20 protein-coding genes are annotated in these 17,767 nt (G+C 31.4%); 11 read left to right on the forward strand and 9 right to left on the reverse strand.

Annotation, left to right across the window (positions count from 1 at the left end; all coding sequences use genetic code 11):
• Positions 1 to 48 precede the first annotated feature (48 nt).
• From HA145_RS05540 to HA145_RS05550, 3 genes are all read left to right on the forward strand, one after another.
• Complete coding sequence (locus HA145_RS05540; RefSeq protein ID WP_209128210.1) at positions 49 to 1,590, forward strand: metal ABC transporter solute-binding protein, Zn/Mn family; 1,542 nt, start codon at positions 49 to 51, stop codon at positions 1,588 to 1,590.
• A 77-nt stretch (positions 1,591 to 1,667) separates the two neighbouring features.
• The gene (locus tag HA145_RS05545) at positions 1,668 to 3,017 is read left to right on the forward strand and encodes a CobW family GTP-binding protein (RefSeq protein WP_209128211.1); all 1,350 of its coding nucleotides are present in this window, start codon (positions 1,668 to 1,670) and stop codon (positions 3,015 to 3,017) included.
• Complete coding sequence (locus HA145_RS05550; RefSeq protein WP_209128212.1) at positions 3,005 to 4,078, forward strand: WD40 repeat domain-containing protein; 1,074 nt, start codon at positions 3,005 to 3,007, stop codon at positions 4,076 to 4,078. The genes HA145_RS05545 and HA145_RS05550 overlap by 13 nt, the downstream gene beginning before the upstream one ends.
• Positions 4,079 to 4,096: 18 nt before the next feature.
• On the opposite strand, the gene HA145_RS05555 is transcribed toward HA145_RS05550, so the two are convergent.
• On the reverse strand, positions 4,097 to 4,252 hold the full coding sequence (locus HA145_RS05555) for a hypothetical protein (RefSeq protein WP_193741803.1): 156 nt from the start codon (positions 4,250 to 4,252) through the stop codon (positions 4,097 to 4,099).
• 562 nt (positions 4,253 to 4,814) lie between these two features.
• Here HA145_RS05555 and HA145_RS05560 point away from each other — a divergent pair.
• The gene (locus HA145_RS05560) at positions 4,815 to 5,090 is read left to right on the forward strand and encodes a DNA gyrase (RefSeq protein ID WP_209128213.1); all 276 of its coding nucleotides are present in this window, start codon (positions 4,815 to 4,817) and stop codon (positions 5,088 to 5,090) included.
• Between the two features lie 24 nt (positions 5,091 to 5,114).
• On the opposite strand, the gene HA145_RS05565 is transcribed toward HA145_RS05560, so the two are convergent.
• Positions 5,115 to 5,348 carry a hypothetical protein gene (locus tag HA145_RS05565; RefSeq protein WP_209128214.1) on the reverse strand — a complete coding sequence of 78 codons (234 nt, stop codon included), beginning with the start codon at positions 5,346 to 5,348 and terminating at the stop codon, positions 5,115 to 5,117.
• Positions 5,349 to 5,379: 31 nt separating this feature from the next.
• Positions 5,380 to 5,616 carry a hypothetical protein gene (locus tag HA145_RS05570; protein WP_011818573.1) on the reverse strand — a complete coding sequence of 79 codons (237 nt, stop codon included), beginning with the start codon at positions 5,614 to 5,616 and terminating at the stop codon, positions 5,380 to 5,382.
• 128 nt (positions 5,617 to 5,744) lie between these two features.
• On the opposite strand from HA145_RS05570, the gene HA145_RS05575 reads away from it, so the two are divergent.
• The 5 genes from HA145_RS05575 (at position 5,745) to HA145_RS05595 (ending at position 10,247) form a co-directional block, all read left to right on the forward strand.
• A complete protein-coding gene (locus HA145_RS05575; RefSeq protein WP_209128215.1) occupies positions 5,745 to 7,187 on the forward strand; it encodes a circularly permuted type 2 ATP-grasp protein in 1,443 nt (480 codons plus the stop codon).
• Position 7,188: 1 nt separating this feature from the next.
• A complete protein-coding gene (locus tag HA145_RS05580) occupies positions 7,189 to 8,130 on the forward strand; it encodes an alpha-E domain-containing protein (RefSeq protein WP_025890918.1) in 942 nt (313 codons plus the stop codon).
• Between the two features lie 11 nt (positions 8,131 to 8,141).
• Complete coding sequence (locus tag HA145_RS05585) at positions 8,142 to 8,999, forward strand: transglutaminase family protein (RefSeq protein ID WP_079294597.1); 858 nt, start codon at positions 8,142 to 8,144, stop codon at positions 8,997 to 8,999.
• 172 nt (positions 9,000 to 9,171) lie between these two features.
• Positions 9,172 to 9,645, forward strand: coding sequence for an HNH endonuclease (locus HA145_RS05590; RefSeq protein ID WP_209128317.1), 474 nt, complete (start codon positions 9,172 to 9,174; stop codon positions 9,643 to 9,645).
• A gap of 83 nt (positions 9,646 to 9,728) precedes the next feature.
• Positions 9,729 to 10,247 carry a pentapeptide repeat-containing protein gene (locus tag HA145_RS05595; protein ID WP_025955840.1) on the forward strand — a complete coding sequence of 173 codons (519 nt, stop codon included), beginning with the start codon at positions 9,729 to 9,731 and terminating at the stop codon, positions 10,245 to 10,247.
• Between the two features lie 23 nt (positions 10,248 to 10,270).
• On the opposite strand, the gene HA145_RS05600 is transcribed toward HA145_RS05595, so the two are convergent.
• A complete protein-coding gene (locus HA145_RS05600; protein WP_209128216.1) occupies positions 10,271 to 10,624 on the reverse strand; it encodes a hypothetical protein in 354 nt (117 codons plus the stop codon).
• Positions 10,625 to 10,835: 211 nt separating this feature from the next.
• Positions 10,836 to 11,705: a carbohydrate kinase family protein gene (locus HA145_RS05605; RefSeq protein WP_209128217.1), complete on the reverse strand. Its 870-nt coding sequence runs from the start codon at positions 11,703 to 11,705 to the stop codon at positions 10,836 to 10,838.
• 41 nt (positions 11,706 to 11,746) lie between these two features.
• Here HA145_RS05605 and HA145_RS05610 point away from each other — a divergent pair, with 41 nt between their 5' ends.
• Positions 11,747 to 12,118, forward strand: a complete 372-nt coding sequence (locus tag HA145_RS05610; RefSeq protein WP_025888552.1) for a DUF2834 domain-containing protein — start codon at positions 11,747 to 11,749, stop codon at positions 12,116 to 12,118.
• Here HA145_RS05610 and HA145_RS05615 read toward each other — a convergent pair.
• On the reverse strand, positions 12,115 to 13,344 hold the full coding sequence (locus HA145_RS05615; protein WP_209128218.1) for an MFS transporter: 1,230 nt from the start codon (positions 13,342 to 13,344) through the stop codon (positions 12,115 to 12,117). The genes HA145_RS05610 and HA145_RS05615 overlap by 4 nt on opposite strands.
• 2 nt (positions 13,345 to 13,346) lie before the next feature.
• Between HA145_RS05615 and HA145_RS05620 the strand changes: the two genes are divergently transcribed.
• Positions 13,347 to 14,897, forward strand: a complete 1,551-nt coding sequence (locus tag HA145_RS05620) for an alpha/beta fold hydrolase (RefSeq protein WP_209128219.1) — start codon at positions 13,347 to 13,349, stop codon at positions 14,895 to 14,897.
• On the opposite strand, the gene HA145_RS05625 is transcribed toward HA145_RS05620, so the two are convergent.
• From HA145_RS05625 to HA145_RS05635, 3 genes are read right to left on the reverse strand one after another with little or no spacing between them, the layout of a single operon-like run.
• Entirely contained in the window at positions 14,894 to 15,916 is a 1,023-nt protein-coding gene (locus HA145_RS05625; protein WP_209128220.1) for an ABC transporter permease, read from the reverse strand. The two genes, HA145_RS05620 and HA145_RS05625, sit on opposite strands and share 4 nt — an antisense overlap.
• Complete coding sequence (locus HA145_RS05630) at positions 15,909 to 17,480, reverse strand: ABC transporter substrate-binding protein (RefSeq protein ID WP_209128221.1); 1,572 nt, start codon at positions 17,478 to 17,480, stop codon at positions 15,909 to 15,911. Before HA145_RS05630 ends, HA145_RS05625 begins: the two co-directional genes overlap by 8 nt.
• Positions 17,477 to 17,749 (reverse strand): hypothetical protein, encoded by a 273-nt coding sequence (locus tag HA145_RS05635; RefSeq protein ID WP_209128222.1) that lies wholly within the window; start codon positions 17,747 to 17,749, stop codon positions 17,477 to 17,479. The genes HA145_RS05630 and HA145_RS05635 overlap by 4 nt, the downstream gene beginning before the upstream one ends.
• Positions 17,750 to 17,767: the final 18 nt, after the last annotated feature.

The raw sequence follows: 17,767 nt of genomic DNA on the forward strand, positions 1-17,767 counted from the left end.
CAGACATTATGAAAATGATTATCATTTTTAAGTGTTTAATTATTTTTCATGTCAATTTTTAAAAGACTTTTAACAAATAGAACAGGTTCGAGTAAGTCGATTATTAAAAATTCAGTAATCGCTGGAACGATTATATTTTCTGGTTTTGGGCAGGATGTTATGGCTAAAGGAAAATCATACGTAGCAGTAGAACCACTAGTTTGTGATTTAGTTAAATCAATTGCATTACCATCTGACGAAGTTACATGCTTAGTAGATAGAAAACAAGATGTTCATGACTTAAAGATCAATCCAAGGCAAGCTCAATTACTAAATAGCGCAGACAAAGTATTTACTCTTGGTAAAGAAATGACTCCAAGTATGAGAAATTGGGAAAATAAAAAGAATACTGTTGTTGTAGGTGTTAGTGCAATAGACGTAGATGATCATTCTGATCATGGAGGTCATGATGATCACTCAGACCATGGTGGACATGACGATCATGCTGAACATTCAGCTAAGGTAGACGACCACTCTGATCATGGAGGTCACGACGATCACTCAGATCATGGTGGACATGATGATCACGCTGAGGGTGCTTTCGAATGGGCAGGCAAATTCCAACTTTCTAAGGGTTCTTACAAATGGTCATTTGAAAAAGTCGATGGAGAATATGCAGATCCTGCAATGAAGATGGTGATTCTCAAATCTAATGACATAGAAGGGTCTGAAGATTTAGCTAAAGAACTATTAGGATCTAAAGAATCAATAAGCAGAAAAAATGATGGTACTTTGATAGCCAGTAATAAAGCTTTTGTTCTTAACTTTGATCAAAGAAAAGAAAGTACTGTTTTTAACGTGGATATCAAAGAAGATGGTCAATATATATTTTTTACTGAACACATGCCTTTTGAGTTTGAAGCAACTCAACACTTTTTTAAAGACGTTTCAAATAGTGATGTAGAACCAATAGCACAAGTACCAGACGAAGGAGAGGGGCATCATCATCATGACCATGGAGGACTAGATCCTCATGTTTGGCATGATCCACATAACATCATAAAAATGGGAGATCTTATAAGCAAAAGTTTAAAGAAAGATATTTCAGTTTTTAATAGAGGTGACAGAAAACTAATTAATGAAAGATTCGAAAAAGCTGATTCTCTCTTAGAAGGCTTAGATAGTTGGATCGTCGAACAAGTAAGCTCTATTCCTGAGGAAAACAGAGTAATTGTCTCTAAACACAAAGCAATGGAATACTACGGGGATGCATTTGGTTTTGAAACCATTAGTTTACTTGACTTTCTTGGAGACTCCTCAAGCTTAAGGCCAGACAACATAAGTTCTACTTTAAAAATGTTAGATGAAGAGAAGGTTCAGGCAATATTTCCTGAACAAATTCCAGCATCTAAGTTATTAAGGAACTTAAGTAGACAAAGTTCAGTTCCTTTAGCTTCTAATCAAATATTCGTTGATGGATTGATGATGAATGGTAATACGGTTTCAGTAGCCGTTCACAACACTTGTACAATTGTTGATTCATTAGGTGGAAGCTGTGATAAAGAATCTGGCTCAAATCTTGAGTCTGAATGGTACAAACTTTCAGATTAAATTTTTCTAATAAAAACGGTTTTCATTTCTTTTTATTACTATTATTAAACTATTGTTTATTTAGTAGAAATCAGTAAATGAGCATCAAAGATAAAGTTCCCGTTACTATTCTCACTGGATTTTTAGGTTCAGGGAAGACTACTTTGCTTAATAGAATATTGAGTGAAGAGCACGGGAAAAGAATAGCCGTTATCGAAAATGAATACGGTGAAGTAGGTATAGATCAAGGACTCGTAATAAATGCAGATGAAGAAGTTTTTGAGATGTCAAACGGTTGCATTTGTTGTACTGTTCGCGGTGATTTAATAAGAGTCCTTGGCAACCTTATGAAGAGAAGAGATAAGTTTGACTATGTTTTAGTAGAAACGACAGGATTAGCAGATCCTGGGCCAGTTGCTCAGACTTTTTTCATGGATGAAGAGATTAGTTCTGAATTTACTCTTGATGGAATTGTAACTTTAGTTGATGCTGCCCATATTGATCAGCAGCTAGGCAGGAGTGATGAAAGTTCAGAACAAGTTGCATTTGCAGATGTTCTTGTCCTTAATAAAACTGATTTAGTCTCTGATGATGCACTAGATACTCTTGAATCAAGATTAAGAGACATGAACCGAATGACTCGAATTATTAGAGCCGAAAATGCCAAAGTACCAATTGAAACAGTCTTAAATCTAAGTGCATTTGATCTTGATCAGATCCTTAAACGCAGACCAACATTCCTTGAACCAGAATATCCTTTTGAATGGACAGGTGTTTACGATCTTGATGCAGGTAAATATGAATTAATGCTAGAAGAAGGACCCGATCCAGAAATGTCCTTGGTAGCCCTTTCTAACCAAGGGGAGAGTGAAGAGGAACTTTTAGATGGTGCCGAATCCTCCGTGAGACTTTATGCAGAAAAAGCTAATACATTAGATCCTGGAAATACCATCTCATATGGAGAACATATAAATCTCAAATTGGAGGATAAAGGAAATAAATCCTTCATCCTGAACATAGAAAAACCTACAAAGATAGGTTTGTTTACACAGCACACTGCTGAAGAATTCAATATGAAAGTCATTAAAAGCGACGAAAATAAAGAGATCCCATTTAATACTGAAAGGTTCTGGCAAGCAGAGCACGAACATGATGATGAAGTTGGCTCAATTGCTATAGAGCGTTTTGGAGATGTTGACCCAGAAAAACTAAATACTTGGATGGGAAGACTTCTCTCAGAAAAAGGGGTAGATATATTCAGAACTAAAGGTTTCATTAGTTACTCAGGCAACCCAAGGAGAATAGTTTTCCAAGGAGTACACATGTTGTTTACTGCACAACCTGACAAAGAATGGGGTAATGAACCTCGTAGAAATCAACTTGTTTTTATCGGTAGAAATCTGAATGAAAAAGAGATGCAAGATGGTTTCGATAAATGCCTGATATAGAACCATTTAGCCCAAGAGGCATGTTCCATGAAGGATGGACAGCTGAAGTTAACGATTATGCCATAGCATGTGGCTGGGCTCTAAAAGGAAAACAATTTATTGTTGGCGACGTGGCAGGTGGCATTTTTGCATTCGAAGGAGATACTGGAAAAATTATTTGGGAAAAAGAAAATACTCACTCTGGTGGTCTACTAGCGATGGCAATTCATCCAGAGGGTGAAATTTTTGCAACATCAGGTCAGGATGGAAATGTTCAAATTTGCAATTGCCACGAAGGTAAAGTAATTAAAACGCTTGATCTTGGCAAGGGTTGGGTAGAACACCTCAAGTGGTCTAATGACGGTTTATTTCTAGCTATAGCTTCCTCAAAAAAAGTATATGTTTTTAATGAAATTGGAGAAGAGAAATGGATCTCAGAAGACCATCCAAGCACAGTAAGTGCAATAACATGGTCAAATAAAAATGAGTTGGCAACTGCATGCTACGGCAGAGTGACATTCTTTGACATAGTTAATAATAAAACGAATCAAAAACTCGAGTGGCAAGGATCATTGGTCTCTATGGAATTAAGCCCCGATGGAGATATTGTCGCCTGTGGGAGTCAAGACAATTCAGTTCATTTTTGGAGAAGATCAACAGGAATGGATGCTGAAATGACTGGATACCCTGGGAAACCAAGTCACCTTTCATTTGATGACAGCGGAAAATTATTAGCGACAAGTGGCAGTGAAAGAATCACAGTATGGAGCTTTATAGGGAATGGTCCAGAGGGCACTATGCCAGGAGAGCTATGTCACCATACAGAACCTATTTCCAGCCTAGCCTTTTCCAATAAAGGTATGCTTGTAGCCTCAGGATCTAGGGATGGTTCCGTTGTCGCAAGTTTCCTCAAGAATGACGGCAATGGTGATCCCGTTGGGGCTGCATTCGCAGGAGATTTAGTAGGGGCAATATCTTGGAGACCTGATGATTGTGCACTTGCAGCAGTCAATGCAAAAGGTGTTGTAAATGTATGGAAATTTAAAGTTCGTACTAACCTTTTTTCAAAGGGATTTAAGTAAAAAGTAGAAATTTATTAATTACCAATAGTTAGTTTTTAAATGTCTTTCCATACAAATGACCTCACAGTCATTATCTATACCTTTTGGGTGAATATCGCAATATGAGAGACATTGAAAATATTCGTCTATGGGATTTGATTTATCAGTTTTACTAACTTCTTTCGAATGATTCATAAAAGGTTTCCTCAATTACTTAAAATTAAGATAGACGAATTAAATATCAAAAGAAATAAGCAAAACTTACTAAAAATATCTCAAAAAAATTAGCACAATTGATTCCTACTCTCGGACATTTTTAATTAAAAAGCAATGCGTATAAAAACGGATTGTCTTTAGAGAAATATTTTCCTAATTTTATATTGTTGAGTTCTAGGAGGTCTTTCAAAATGATCGATAGCCTGCCTGAAATTTCGGAATAAACCGAACTAATTTAATTAACTGCTCCAATTATTTTTTATTAATGTCTAAGCTTCCTTCTTCTGCATCGTTTAGGTGCCCTTTGAGAAACAAGCTTAATTCTAGAGTTTTTGCCCCAGTTAAAGACAATTAGTTAATTTTAGTGAGCATTAGCTTAATAGAAGTTAGCAACAAGGATCAATGATTTAGGTGCGTTATTAACTTCAGTAAAAAATATAAGTAAGAGATAAAAGAGGGCTTAAATAAGCCCTCTTTTTTTTGTTATAGGATGACTTTCTTCTAATTTTATAGATAATGATTAAAGCAATAAATTTTTAAAATGGTTCAATATTATTGCCCATATTGCAATCCTAAATATCAATTTCAAAAACAATCCTCAAATGGTACTTTGATTTGTGGCTTGTGTGGAGAGGATCTTGTAAAAAAACCATTTATTAGGTTGAACCAGATAATTGCTTTAGTTGCTGCTTCATCATTACTTCTACCGTTAGTATATACTTTTATTTTTTTAATTAAAAATCAAATAAATCCTCCTAATAAAAATTATCAAGCAAATAGTAATTTAATGATAATTATCAAAGAAACACTTTCATAAAACAATTACAAAAATCTCGAGAGGTTAACCTCTACAAAGTGATTTATTTAAACAAGAATTTTTACTCTCAATATTTATTTGATCATCAATATTTTTTAATTTGTTTTTATTACTTATTACTTTAACTTTTTGGCCGCAATGTTCTTTGCAACCACCATTAAATAAATTATGTGCATACAAATTAGAAATATTCGTAAGTAATAAAAGAAAAACTATTTTATAAATTTGATAAAAATAAGACTTAATTTTTAATATCATATTCTCAGAATTAGTAAATAAATAATATCAGTTAATTCCAAGGAGTGTTTATAAGTCCCCAGATATCGAAGAAGAAAAATAAAACTGCAATAACAACAAGATCCCATGCTCTTTCCCTAAAAGCCCAAGGCGCAATAAAAACTTCCCCAAGTCCATGAAGTGCCGCACCTACTGGTAGATGATCAAGAACCAGCAAACTGTGAGAGAGGATAAAAAGAAAGCTTGCGAAATATCTAAAAAAAACAAATTGCCAATTACTAGAACTCATGCCTTTTAGATTTTTAAGAAATATACTTCAATGATTAAAATAATGATATAGATCTAGTTAAGAGATATTATTTTTGGTAGCCATAAATACGAATAAAGATATAAAGCTAAAGTAAAAGTTACTAAACGATGAAATATATGTTTTCAAGTTATCAGCCTAAAAATAGTTTTGATGAATACTTTAAGGATAATGTTAACTCTGCTAGAGAAATATTGATTCCACTTCTTTCATCCTTAGATAATATGGGACTTGAGGAATTAAACAGGAATCATTCTGCCGCAAAAAAATTATTACTAAGACATGGTGCAACTTTTAGATTAAATGATACTGGTTTAAAAGGTACTGAGAGAATATTACCTTTTGATCCACTTCCAAGAATAATTAGTAAAGATGATTGGGTAACTTTAGAAAAAGGGTTAAAACAAAGGCTTGAGGCAATTGATTTATTCCTAGATGATATTTATAATTCTCAAAAAATAATTAATGATGGAATAATTCCAAGAGAATTAATAGAGAGTTCAGAAGGTTGGAGACCTCAGATGATAGGTTTCAAACCTCCACTAAATAAATGGTGTCAAATTTCAGGACTTGATTTAATAAGAGATAGAAAAGGAGATTGGCATGTTTTAGAAGATAATTTAAGGTGCCCTTCTGGTGTTGCTTATTTTTTAGAGAATAGATTAGTCATGAAGAATATTTTCCCTAATCTTTTCTCAGGAAGAATAGTTAAACCAATTGATGAATATCCATCATATCTTTTAAAAACTCTTCAAGAACTAGCTGTTTGGACTGACACTCCCAAGATAGTTCTACTAACTCCAGGAATTTTTAATAGTGCTTATTTTGAACATAGTTATTTAGCTCAAGAAATGGGCATACAACTAGTTCAGGGTCATGACTTAGTTTGTAATGATGATTATGTATATTTAAAAACTACCTCTGGATTAAAAAGAGTAGATGTCATTTACAGACGAATTGATGATGATTTCTTAGATCCTCTTAATTTCAGAAAAGATTCCTGCCTTGGTGTTAGCGGATTACTTGATGTTTTTAAGGCAGGTCATGTTGCTTTAGCAAATGCACCTGGGACTGGAATAGCAGATGACAAAATGATTTATTCTTTTGTTCCAAAAATGATTAAATATTATCTTGATGAAGAAATTATTATTAAAAATGTAGAAACTTACATTTGTCATTATCAAAAGGATCGAGAATATGTTCTAGAAAATTTATCAAAACTTGTTGTTAAGTCTGTCGCAGAAGCTGGTGGTTATGGAATGTTAATTGGCCCTCACTCAACAACGAATGAGATAGAAGAATTCGCTAATAAAATTAAAAATAATCCTAGAAATTTCATAGCACAACCAACATTAGAATTATCTACTGTGCCCTCGTTATGTGATGGAGAACTATATCCATGTCATGTTGATTTAAGACCATATATCTTAAGAGGAAAAGATTCATGGGTTAGCCCAGGCGGGCTTACGAGAGTAGCATTAAAAAAAGGATCATTAGTCGTTAATTCTTCTCAAGGTGGAGGATGCAAAGATACATGGGTTGTAGGTAAATAATATGCTTTTAAGTCGTGTAGCAGAATCTCTTTATTGGATTAATCGTTATTTAGAACGTGCGGAAAACATATCTCGTTTCGTCGAAGTAAGCGAAGCTATGTCATTAGATTGTCCACCAGGAAGTGCCGAACCTTGGCTCCCTTTAATTGATGCTTCAAGTGACAGAGAATCTTTTGATAAGAGATTCCCAGAGAAAAAACCAGATGACGTTATTAATTTTTTAATAAGAGATCGTTTAAACCCAAATAGTATAATTTCTTGCATTCAAATGGCAAGAGAAAATGCGAGACAAATCAGAGATGTCATGACCACAGAAATGTGGGAACAAATTAATATTTTATATTGGAATATGCAAGAAGGAGAGGCAATATGGAATAAACCAAGACAAGAACAATTAAGTGAAATAAGGAGGGAATGTCAGCTTTTTTATGGAATTACAGATGCGACTCTAAGCAAAGATCTTGCCTGGAGATTTAGCATTCTTGGAAGATTAATCGAAAGAGCTGACAAAACATCAAGAATTTTGGATGTTAAATATTATTTACTCCTACCCAGCTTAGATGAACTTGGAGGAGTCCTTGATGAGCTGCAATGGATAGCACTTTTACGTTCAGCTGGAGCTTATCAAATGTTTAGGAAAGCAGTGCAAAATTCTATAAAGCCTAATTCAGTCGCGAGATTTCTTTTACTTGATCCAATTTTCCCTAGATCAGTAAGATACTGTCTTGATGGGATAAGCAATACACTTAAAACGATAGACACCTCACCATCTACTGAAAATCCTTCAGAATTAGAATGTATGAGAGGTTTGCTTAAAGCAAAGTGGAGTTATATCAGAATTGAAGATATAATCAATGATGGTTTACATGAGGCAATCGATTCATTGCAAATGGATTTAAATAAATTAAATGATCTCATTCAAGAAAAATATTTTATTAATTAATAAGTTTATTAATGAGAATTAAATACATTCACAAACTTGAATATAAATACGAAGACCCTGTTCAATTAGGCGAGCATAGATTATGTATAAAGCCAAGGTCAAATGGATTCCAAAAGCTAAAGAATTTTGAATTAAAAATAACTCCAGAACCAGAAATTATTTATCCATTACTTGCTGCCAGCGGAGAAGAGATTAATAGAATCAGATTCAATGGATTAACAGATAATTTAACTATTGAATCAATCAGCGAAGTTGAAACTATTAAACATCCAAACATTATTGATGGAGTTAAAAATAGAGATTTAACATTACCTTTTTGTAGAAGCATTATTAACAGAGATTTACAAGGAGCATTAGAGGGATGGATGCCAAATGGACAACACGATCCTTCTGCAGTAGAACTTGCCCAAGAAGCCTTAGCAGGAAGCATTAATAACGCATTATCATTTACATACCAACTAATAGAAATTATTCAAGATCGGGTTAAATATACCAAAAGACATACTGGTCCAGCATGGCCTGCTAGCAGAACGCTTAGAGAACGTATAGGTTCATGCAGAGATTTAGCAATGCTAATGGTTGAAGCTTGCAGGTCTATAGGTATCCCAAGTAGGTTTGTGAGTGGTTATCATTTTGAAGATCCCTTACCCTCTGAGTTGGATTTACACGCTTGGGCTGAATTATATATTCCAGGTGCTGGTTGGAGAGGTTTTGATCCAAGCGGAAAAGGATTAATAGATGATAGATATTTAACATTGGTATCCTCTTCAAAATCTAATTTAACCTCTGTAATTACAGGAAACTTTATAGGAAAAAATAATTTAGAAAATACTTTATCCTGGGAAATCAAACCTCTTGAAATTAAATAAACACTAAATTTTTAATCTTTTAAAATAACAAAAATATAAATAATAATATGTTTCTTTTTTAGTGTTAATTGATACGTTCTTGGTTATATATATCTGTTTTCATTTGTTTAATCTTTAAAGAAAATTGAACTCAAGTTTAGAAATTCCAGTTATCAAATCAAACAAATCGAAAATGTTTGAATTGATAAGTTATGAAAAATTTCGCGATACAAAAGATGTAAGATTTTTTGATATTAGTGTTAATGAATCAAACTATAGAGATCTAGTTATTCACAGTGGGGCTGCAGTTAGTCCTCCAAATGATGAAGAATTTAAGAATTGGCAATTTTACATACATCACAATCAAGAAGATAATCTTCTGGCTATCTCCGGGGGAAGAACATTTTTTCTTGTCAATTTTGGGTGGGATTATCCTTTTTATAAAGTTAGATTAGAATCTTGCGGATACATTTTAAGAATACCTAGAGGAACTTTTCATAGATCAGTATCTGACGAAAACGGTTCCATAGTTTTAAATCAAGCTATAAGAGATAAAAAGGGTACAGTTGAATCTGAATTCAAGGTTACGAATAGCAAAGATAACAAAAAACTTCTAGATTGTATAACTAATTTAGAGCCTAGATTCAAAATTTATAGTGTTAAATAATTTTAAAAAGGAGTTCCAAATATAGTCATCAATTTTAAAAATTATCTAATTGTTATAAGATAATAATGTTTGAATTCTCTAGTATGAAATTTTTCAGATTTTTAAAATATTTTTTATGCATAACTTTTTCTTTCTTAGTTTTATCCTCTCCAGTTTTTGCTGGGGCAAATGTAGCTGTTAAGGGCGAGGGAGATGAAGTTCCAAGTTATGTAAGATCTAATATTACTGGATTTGATTTCCATGGAGAGGATCTTCATTTGTCATCTATAGCTGGAGCAGTTGCGAGAGATGCGGATTTTAGTGACGTTGATTTACATGGGACAACCTTAACCCTATCTGATTTAAAAGGTTCTAATTTAAATGGAATCGACCTGACCGATACTCTTTCTGATCGAGTTAATTTCCAAAAAACAGATCTTAGAAATGCTGTTTTAATAAATATGATCGCATCAGGTAGCAGTTTTGCAGGAGCTCAAATAGAAGGAGCAGATTTTTCTTACGCTATTCTTGACAGCGAAGATCAAAGAAATCTTTGTGAAATTGCTGATGGGATCAATCCAACAACAGGCGTTTCAACCAGAGAAAGTCTTGAGTGTAGTTAGAACAAAAACTATAAGTAAACTTATTATAAATAAACTTTCTTACCATTATTAAATTTATAAATCCTTTGTTCATCATCTTGAAATATCATTTCACCATTTAATTTGGATTTCTTAAATTTTGAAAGCCTTGCTCTGTGAATATTAGATTTCCTATTAATATTTTCTTCGTTATCATAACTCCCAATATAGATATTTATATTAGGGTTTGAAAAGGTTTTTTCTTCCTCTCTTAAAAAAATTCTTTCAATATTTGTTTGCGTGCTTTGAAGTTTATTTTTAAATTTGTTTAATTTTAAGTTCTTTGGTTTTTTAGATTTAATTTTTTTGTAGACCCAAAAAATAACTCCTAAAATTAGAAAAAATAAAAATATATTCATTAACTATTTAATTTTTATTTTAATATCTACTCCTAAGTTACTTTTAGTAGTTAATATTTCTTTTCTTAAGATTCCATAAGTAAAAATTCTAGATAAAGTTTTCAAAGATTTAAAAAACAAAAAAACAGTAAATAAAAAGAAAACAATAATATTTTCTACAAGAATATTTTTATTTTTATTATCTAGATTGCTCATGTAAGTGTTAATTCAATTATTTTTCATCATTATTTGCATATGGTCCGAAAAATTCACTAGCGTCTCTTCCCATTACTTTAGCAAGATTTAAACTTTTATCTATATCCCATTTAGATGCCATTCCATAAAGAATACCTGCAGCAAAAGAATCACCACATCCATAAGAATCAACTTTTAGTTTTTTGTTTTTAAGAGCCTTATATCTTCCTCCTGGGAATATAATGCCTCCCTTCTCTCCCTCGGTTTTAATAGTATATTTGGGTTTTAACGATAATTCAGAAAAAGAAAAAACTTCTCCGGGATCAAGATTACTGCCTATTAATCCATCTAAAAGAACATTTGAATTATTAATTGTATTTAATCCTACCCTTGGTGTTGTACACAGTGTTGAAGCCGATCTAGCTATTTTAAAAATCTCTGAATCAGATGCAGTAATAAAAATTCCGTCCATTTTTTTTAAAATGTTCCATTCTAAATTGTCTTTATGAGTTGGAGCTAACCTTTCTCCAATAACTGTTATTGCTCTTTCACCTTGAGAATCAATTAAACTAAATCCTCTTCTAGTTGGTTTATCACGCCAAGCTACATGTAACTTAATTCCCATATTTGAGAGAATCTTGAAACACTTATCTCCATAATCATCATTACCTAATGACGTAAAAAAATGAATTTGGCTTGAAGTTAAATCAGAAAGTATTTTCGCGATAATAGATCCACCACCAGCTGGATAATCAAGGGACTTTTCAGAATGAGAAATGACTCCAGGTTTTGGTAATTGATCAACCATTAAAAAATTTATCCACTCAACATGACCAACAACGGCAAAATTTAAATTTCCTTTTTTAAATTTATAGTCTTCAACTTTATTATTCTTTTCAACAACCATAAGCTTTTAAATACTATTATTAAAAGAAATATTTTTGACAAGTGAATTCATTTAACATTTTAAAAGATAATAAACAGATACTATCTTTTCTTTACCTTTTTCTATCAATTTTGGGGGCTGTTCTGCCAATGTTGGCAAATTTCGAATTTGCTAGGGAATATGGAAACAGCTTTGATATAAATAACTTCATTTCTTTAGCGAATGCAAACCCTGCAGCTCAGTCAATTTCTAGAGACTTATTAGTAGGTGCAAGCGCTATTTTTATATGGATAGTAAATGAATCAAAAAAACTAAACATGAAGAATATGTGGGTTGTATACATTGGAACTTTTCTTATAGCCTTCGCATTCTCTGCACCTTTTTTCTTATTTCTAAGAGAAAGAAGAATTATTGAATTAGAAAAGATTAATTAAAATAATCTCTTAAATAGAATTGTAAATGCAATAAAGCAAAAACAAGAAATTGAAAGCCAAATTATTGAAGCATAACCAAATAGATCTAATATGCGTCCTGAAATAAATGGTCCAAAAAAATAACCCATAGCGAAACATTGTGAAAGTAAAGCAAGTGCAAAACCTTTTTTCTTTGAAGGAGCTATTCTGAAAACCACATCTGTTGATGTTGGAAGAAATGATGCAGTCCCTAAACTTACTAATATCAATGAAAAAGAAATTAAATAAAAAGCTGAGATATTTAAGTAACTAGAAATAAATAATAAAAATGAAGCTAAAGAGAAATTTATTAAACTAAATTTCAAGCCATATAATCTTTCTTTCTTAGATATCCAAGAACCGACAGGCCATTGTAAAAACAACAATAAAATTAACTGAATAGAAATTATAAAACTTATAATTTCTTTGCTTAATGCATTACGATAAACTCCACCTTTAACAAGATCTAGTGGCAAAGTTACTTGAATCAAAGCTAAAGAGGTTGTTATCAATAAAATAGATAAAATTATTATTATTGAATTTTTATTCCATTTCAATTGTTCTTGATTAATTGGATCTACTCTTTTTTTTTGGAAATTTTCTAAGTTTCTTTTTATAGAAGAACTATTTCTAGATATTAAATATGTGATAACTAACATGCAAAATATATCATTAATAAAAATTGATTTGGAATACAAAAAATTCGTCATATAACCCCCTAAGAATACCCCAAGAAATATTCCTAAAGCCTCAGAACTTCTAACAAGAGCATAAGCTTTGCGTGTTTCGATAGGATGGCAAAAATATGGCACGCCAAACTCGGCAGCAGGCCAATATATTCCTGCAGCAGCCCCAACAAATGATTGTCCAATTATGTACAAAAAAGTATCTCTTGAAATAATGAGGCATAAGCTAGCGAAAATACTTAGTATTGAAGAAGTTACTATTGGAAATTGTATTTTCCCTGTTTTATTAAGATAATTACCCGTAAAGAGTCTTGTTAAGGTTCCAATTATTGCTGAAATGGTAAATCCCACGCCAATATCTGTTGCAGATAATCCTAGGTTATTAAAAATAAGTGATGTTAAATAAATAACACCTCCTGCTCCAAATGCAGCAAAAAATCTTATCTTGGTTATTAACCTTAAATGATATGGAAATTGAATCCACCAATTTTTGCTAATTTGTAAACTATTTGGATTAATCACTAGTGAAATACATTTTTATAATTTTTTTTAGTTTTTGTGGTTTATTTTTTAATAATGGTTTAAAGGCTGCTGAAAAGATAAATATTAAGTTTGAAGAGATGGAAATCCCTCTTACTATAGAACAATTATTAAAATTAGAAAAATACAAAGATGATTCAACAGAATTAATAGAATGGTTAAAAAAAAATGGATTAATAAGAATTTTTGAATTATCAAAATTTTTAGAATTTCCAGTTTTCAAGGAAGAGGGATTAAATAGAGAAATATTAAGAAGTTGGATAGGGCGTAAAATTCTTACAGAATTAAGCAAAAGCATTGAAGTTCCAAATGACAATAATGGAACAGAAATTTATAACACTATAGAAAATTTATTAGATCAAAAAAAAGAAGTTTCAACTTTAGAAATTATAAAAGCATTACCATCAGAAGAAATTTCACTTGATATTGATAATTTAATTTTAATAATTTCATCTTGGAAAAATGAATTATCAATGCAACAAGAACTTTTATCCAAATTAAATAAACTTGAAAGAACGAACCAAAATGCCTTCAAAAATACTGAAAAAAAATCAACTCAAGATCTAATAAAAATTGATAAAAAAATTTATGCTCCTCACCGAGTGAAACATTTTGAAATTGAAATATGGAAAAAAAATAAAACAAATGATGATAAAGAGCTAATAATTTTTATGCCAGGACTTGGAGGCGAAATTAATAATTTCAAATGGATAGGAAACGAATTAGCTAAAAGAGGTTGGCCAATATTATTCATAGATCATAGAGGGAGTAATTTAGAATCATTTATAGAAGTACTCGAAGGTAAGGAAACAATACCAGGAAGTGCAGACTTTTTCTTATATAGAATTAAAGATTTAGATGCTGTATTAAAAGCTCATGAAAAAGGAGAATTTGGTTTACCTAATGATTCTTATATTTTAATGGGGCATTCACTTGGTGCTTTAATAGCACTTTTATATGAAGGCAATAAACCTACTGAACAACTGGAGGATAAATGTGATTCGGCATTAAAAGACTTTGCGGTAACAAATTTATCTAAATTACTTCAATGTCAGTTGAGCGAAATACCATTTCCTAAGAAAAATAACACTAATAAGGCCAGTGCAATTATAGGTTTTAATTCATTTGGCAGTTTAGTATGGCCAAAAGAAAATAGTACCGGAATTAGAACACCAACTCTTCTAATAGGTGGCACATATGACCTTATCACACCATTAATAAATGAACAATTTAGAGTTTTTTCTGCTTTAAATAATCCATCAAATAGATTTCTAATTATTGAAGGAGCAAGTCATTTCTCTCCAATAAGAATTAATAAAAGCTATAAAAAAGATAATGATGTCTACAAAATAAGTGAATCTTTTATTGGTTCAGAGCCAATATTAGTACAAGATTTATCTACGAAATTTATAGTTGAATTTTTAAAAAATATCAAAGACCAAAAGATCCCTAAAGTAGTTAAAAACCAAAGATATTTGGGACTTGATTTCCATCTTTTAGATCTTGAAACAATAAAAGAAATTTCCAAAAATTAGTACTCTATTCGTGGATCTAAATATGCGATTAAAATATCCACTAAGAGATTTAAAGAGACTATGAGCATAGAGGTAAAAATTACAATTCCTTGAACCAAGGTATAGTCTCTTTGAGAAATAGCTTCATGTAATCTTAAAGCTATACCTGGCCATGAAAAAGTTACCTCGAACAATAGAGCACCTCCTGCTAATGAGGCCATAGTCAAGCCAGAAATAGTGACGATTGGCAATAGAGCATTAGGCAATGCATGGTTTAATAATATTTTTTTCCTTGATATTCCTCTACATATAGCAGCATTTACATAATCACTTTTTAATGTCTTATCCAAATTTACTCTTAATGAGCGGCTGAATATACCACTTAATAAAAAGCCAAGGGTAATCGAAGGAAGAGCGAGATGATAAAGACTATCTTTCAAAGCAATAATATTATTTGAAATAATACTATCTAAAACTAGAAAACCTGTAATTTGAGGTTGTTGATGAAATATTGGAAATCTACCGCCAATTGGGGAAATATTAAAAAACACAGAAAATAATAATTGCGCTAACATTGCACCCCAAAAAGGAGGGATCGCATACGTAGCAATTCCTAATATTCTCGCAATATAATCAGTCTTTTTCCCTCTATTTCTTAAGCCTATTAATCCCAGTGGGAATCCTATTAGTGTGGCACTTAATATTGAAAAGAATCCAAGCTCAAGACTTGCAGGCAATGCCTTAATAATAATATTTAGGACTGGCTCTTGGGTACTAAGAGATTGACCGAAATCTAAGTGCAATATATTTTTAATATATGTAAAGTATTGATTTATTAAAGGTTCATTTAACCCCAATTTATTTCTTAGAAATTCCCTAGAAACCTCATCTGCACCAGATCCAAGTATGGCATCAACAGGATCGCCAGGAGCAACTCTTAATAAAATAAAAACTAATGAAGAAATAATCCATAACATTATCGGTATTAACGAAATTTTTAATAGGGAATAATTTAGTAGTTTATTTAAATTTCTACTCATTAATTAACTCAAGATCACTCAATGAAATTATTCCTGCACCATTAAAAATAGGTTTTGATATTTTATTTTGAGACCATGCTTTTTGAGAGGATATCCAAATAGGAATATAAGGTATTGAACTTGCTGCTATTTTTTCAATTTCAACAAGTTTTTCTAATCTTTTAATACCACTTATTTTTTCACTCTCAAGAAATAAACTTTCCACTTTATTAGATCCCCAAAAACTACCGCTGTAAACGGATTCTCCTTTTTTACATATACCATCAACTATTTCATTACAACTTAAAAGAGGGGTGAGATAGGCCTCGGGATCTGAATAAGCCCCAGTCCAATCGAGAAGAACTGCCGTATAAATTCCTAAACTTAGATTCTTATAAACTGTTGTAGATTCAACCCCATTAAGTTCAATATCAATACAATCTTTCAAAGAACTTTTAATTTCTTCTTGCCATGTCAGAGCAATAAGCTTGTCAGCTGGTACATTCGATCTATAAGTAAGGGGTATTTTTAGAATATTTCCATTGCAATAATTTTCTTCTTGCAATAATCTTCTCGCCTCTAAATAATCATATTTAGGCCACAGTTCTTGATTATTTTTTTTTAATATCGGAGGAATAATTGATCTAGATGGCTTCCTTAATCCATAACTTACTTTCTCACTAATCAATTTTCTATTAAGACTTTTTGCCAAAGCCAGTCTTAAATTAAGATTACTTAAGGGATAAGAACTAGTTTTAAGGCTTATAAAACTTAATTCGGTGAAAGGGCTATTACCTTCATTAAACTGTTTATTTTTACTTAAATTATTTAAACTTTTTCTCTGACTATCATCAATTGAGTTTGATAAAAGCACATCAATTTGTTTACTTTTTAAAGCCCCAAAAAGAGAAGATGAATTTGAATATCCCACAAAATTAACGCCCTTATTTAAGGGCTTTTCACCCCAATAATTTAAATATGGTTCAATTGATTGAACTTCATTAGAAAAACTGGTCAGCACATACTTCCCAGTACCAACGAATTTTTCATTTAGAAACTTATCAGAATATTTTTTGTAAAATGTAGGAGATATTGGAGTTAAATTTACTGATGTGAGTAAACCATTTAAAGAACTTGATGGTTTATTCAAATTTATTATGACTGAATATTCACTTGGAGTTTCTATTGATTTAATCTTATTTCCTAAAATATAATTCATCGTTCCAATTCTTTTGAATCTATCAAAAGTAAATTTTATAGCATTTGAGTTGAATGCAGTTCCATCGTGAAAAAAAATATTCTTTCTTAAATTGATAGTTAATTGAAGTCTATCCTTTGAAATAATTGGCATCCCCAAGGCCAATTCAGGGATTAATTCTCCATCAGAATTTAATTCATATAATGTGTCTCCTAGAGAACTGATTAATTGAATTGCTTTAAGAGTATTTGCTCTAGCTGGATCTAAAGATTCAATTTTTCCTGAACTTGCTACTATGATTTTTTTAGATATTCTTTTTGAGCCGCAAGAATTCTGTAAAAAAGAAATTAAAATAATAAATATTGATAAAACAAATTTATTTTTCATATTTTGTAATTACTTAATTTTTCTGAAGAATTATTTGAGCAAAAAATTTGAAAAGTTATTTGACTTATTTCTAAAGCAAATGTTTTTTTAGAATTACAGGCAAAAGGCCACTCTCTCACCCAACAAATTTCTTTACCTATATTTAAACCAATTACTTGAAAAGTCTTATTGCTATTTTTAATTTTTACACAAGCACCTTTATAAAGGTTTTCAGAAAAAATTAAATTATTATCTTCATTATTATTATCTAACAGTTTTGAATGAATCATTAAGATGATAAAACCAAA

Source organism: Prochlorococcus marinus XMU1411 (assembly GCF_017696075.1).
GTDB lineage: Bacteria > Cyanobacteriota > Cyanobacteriia > PCC-6307 > Cyanobiaceae > Prochlorococcus_A > Prochlorococcus_A marinus_V.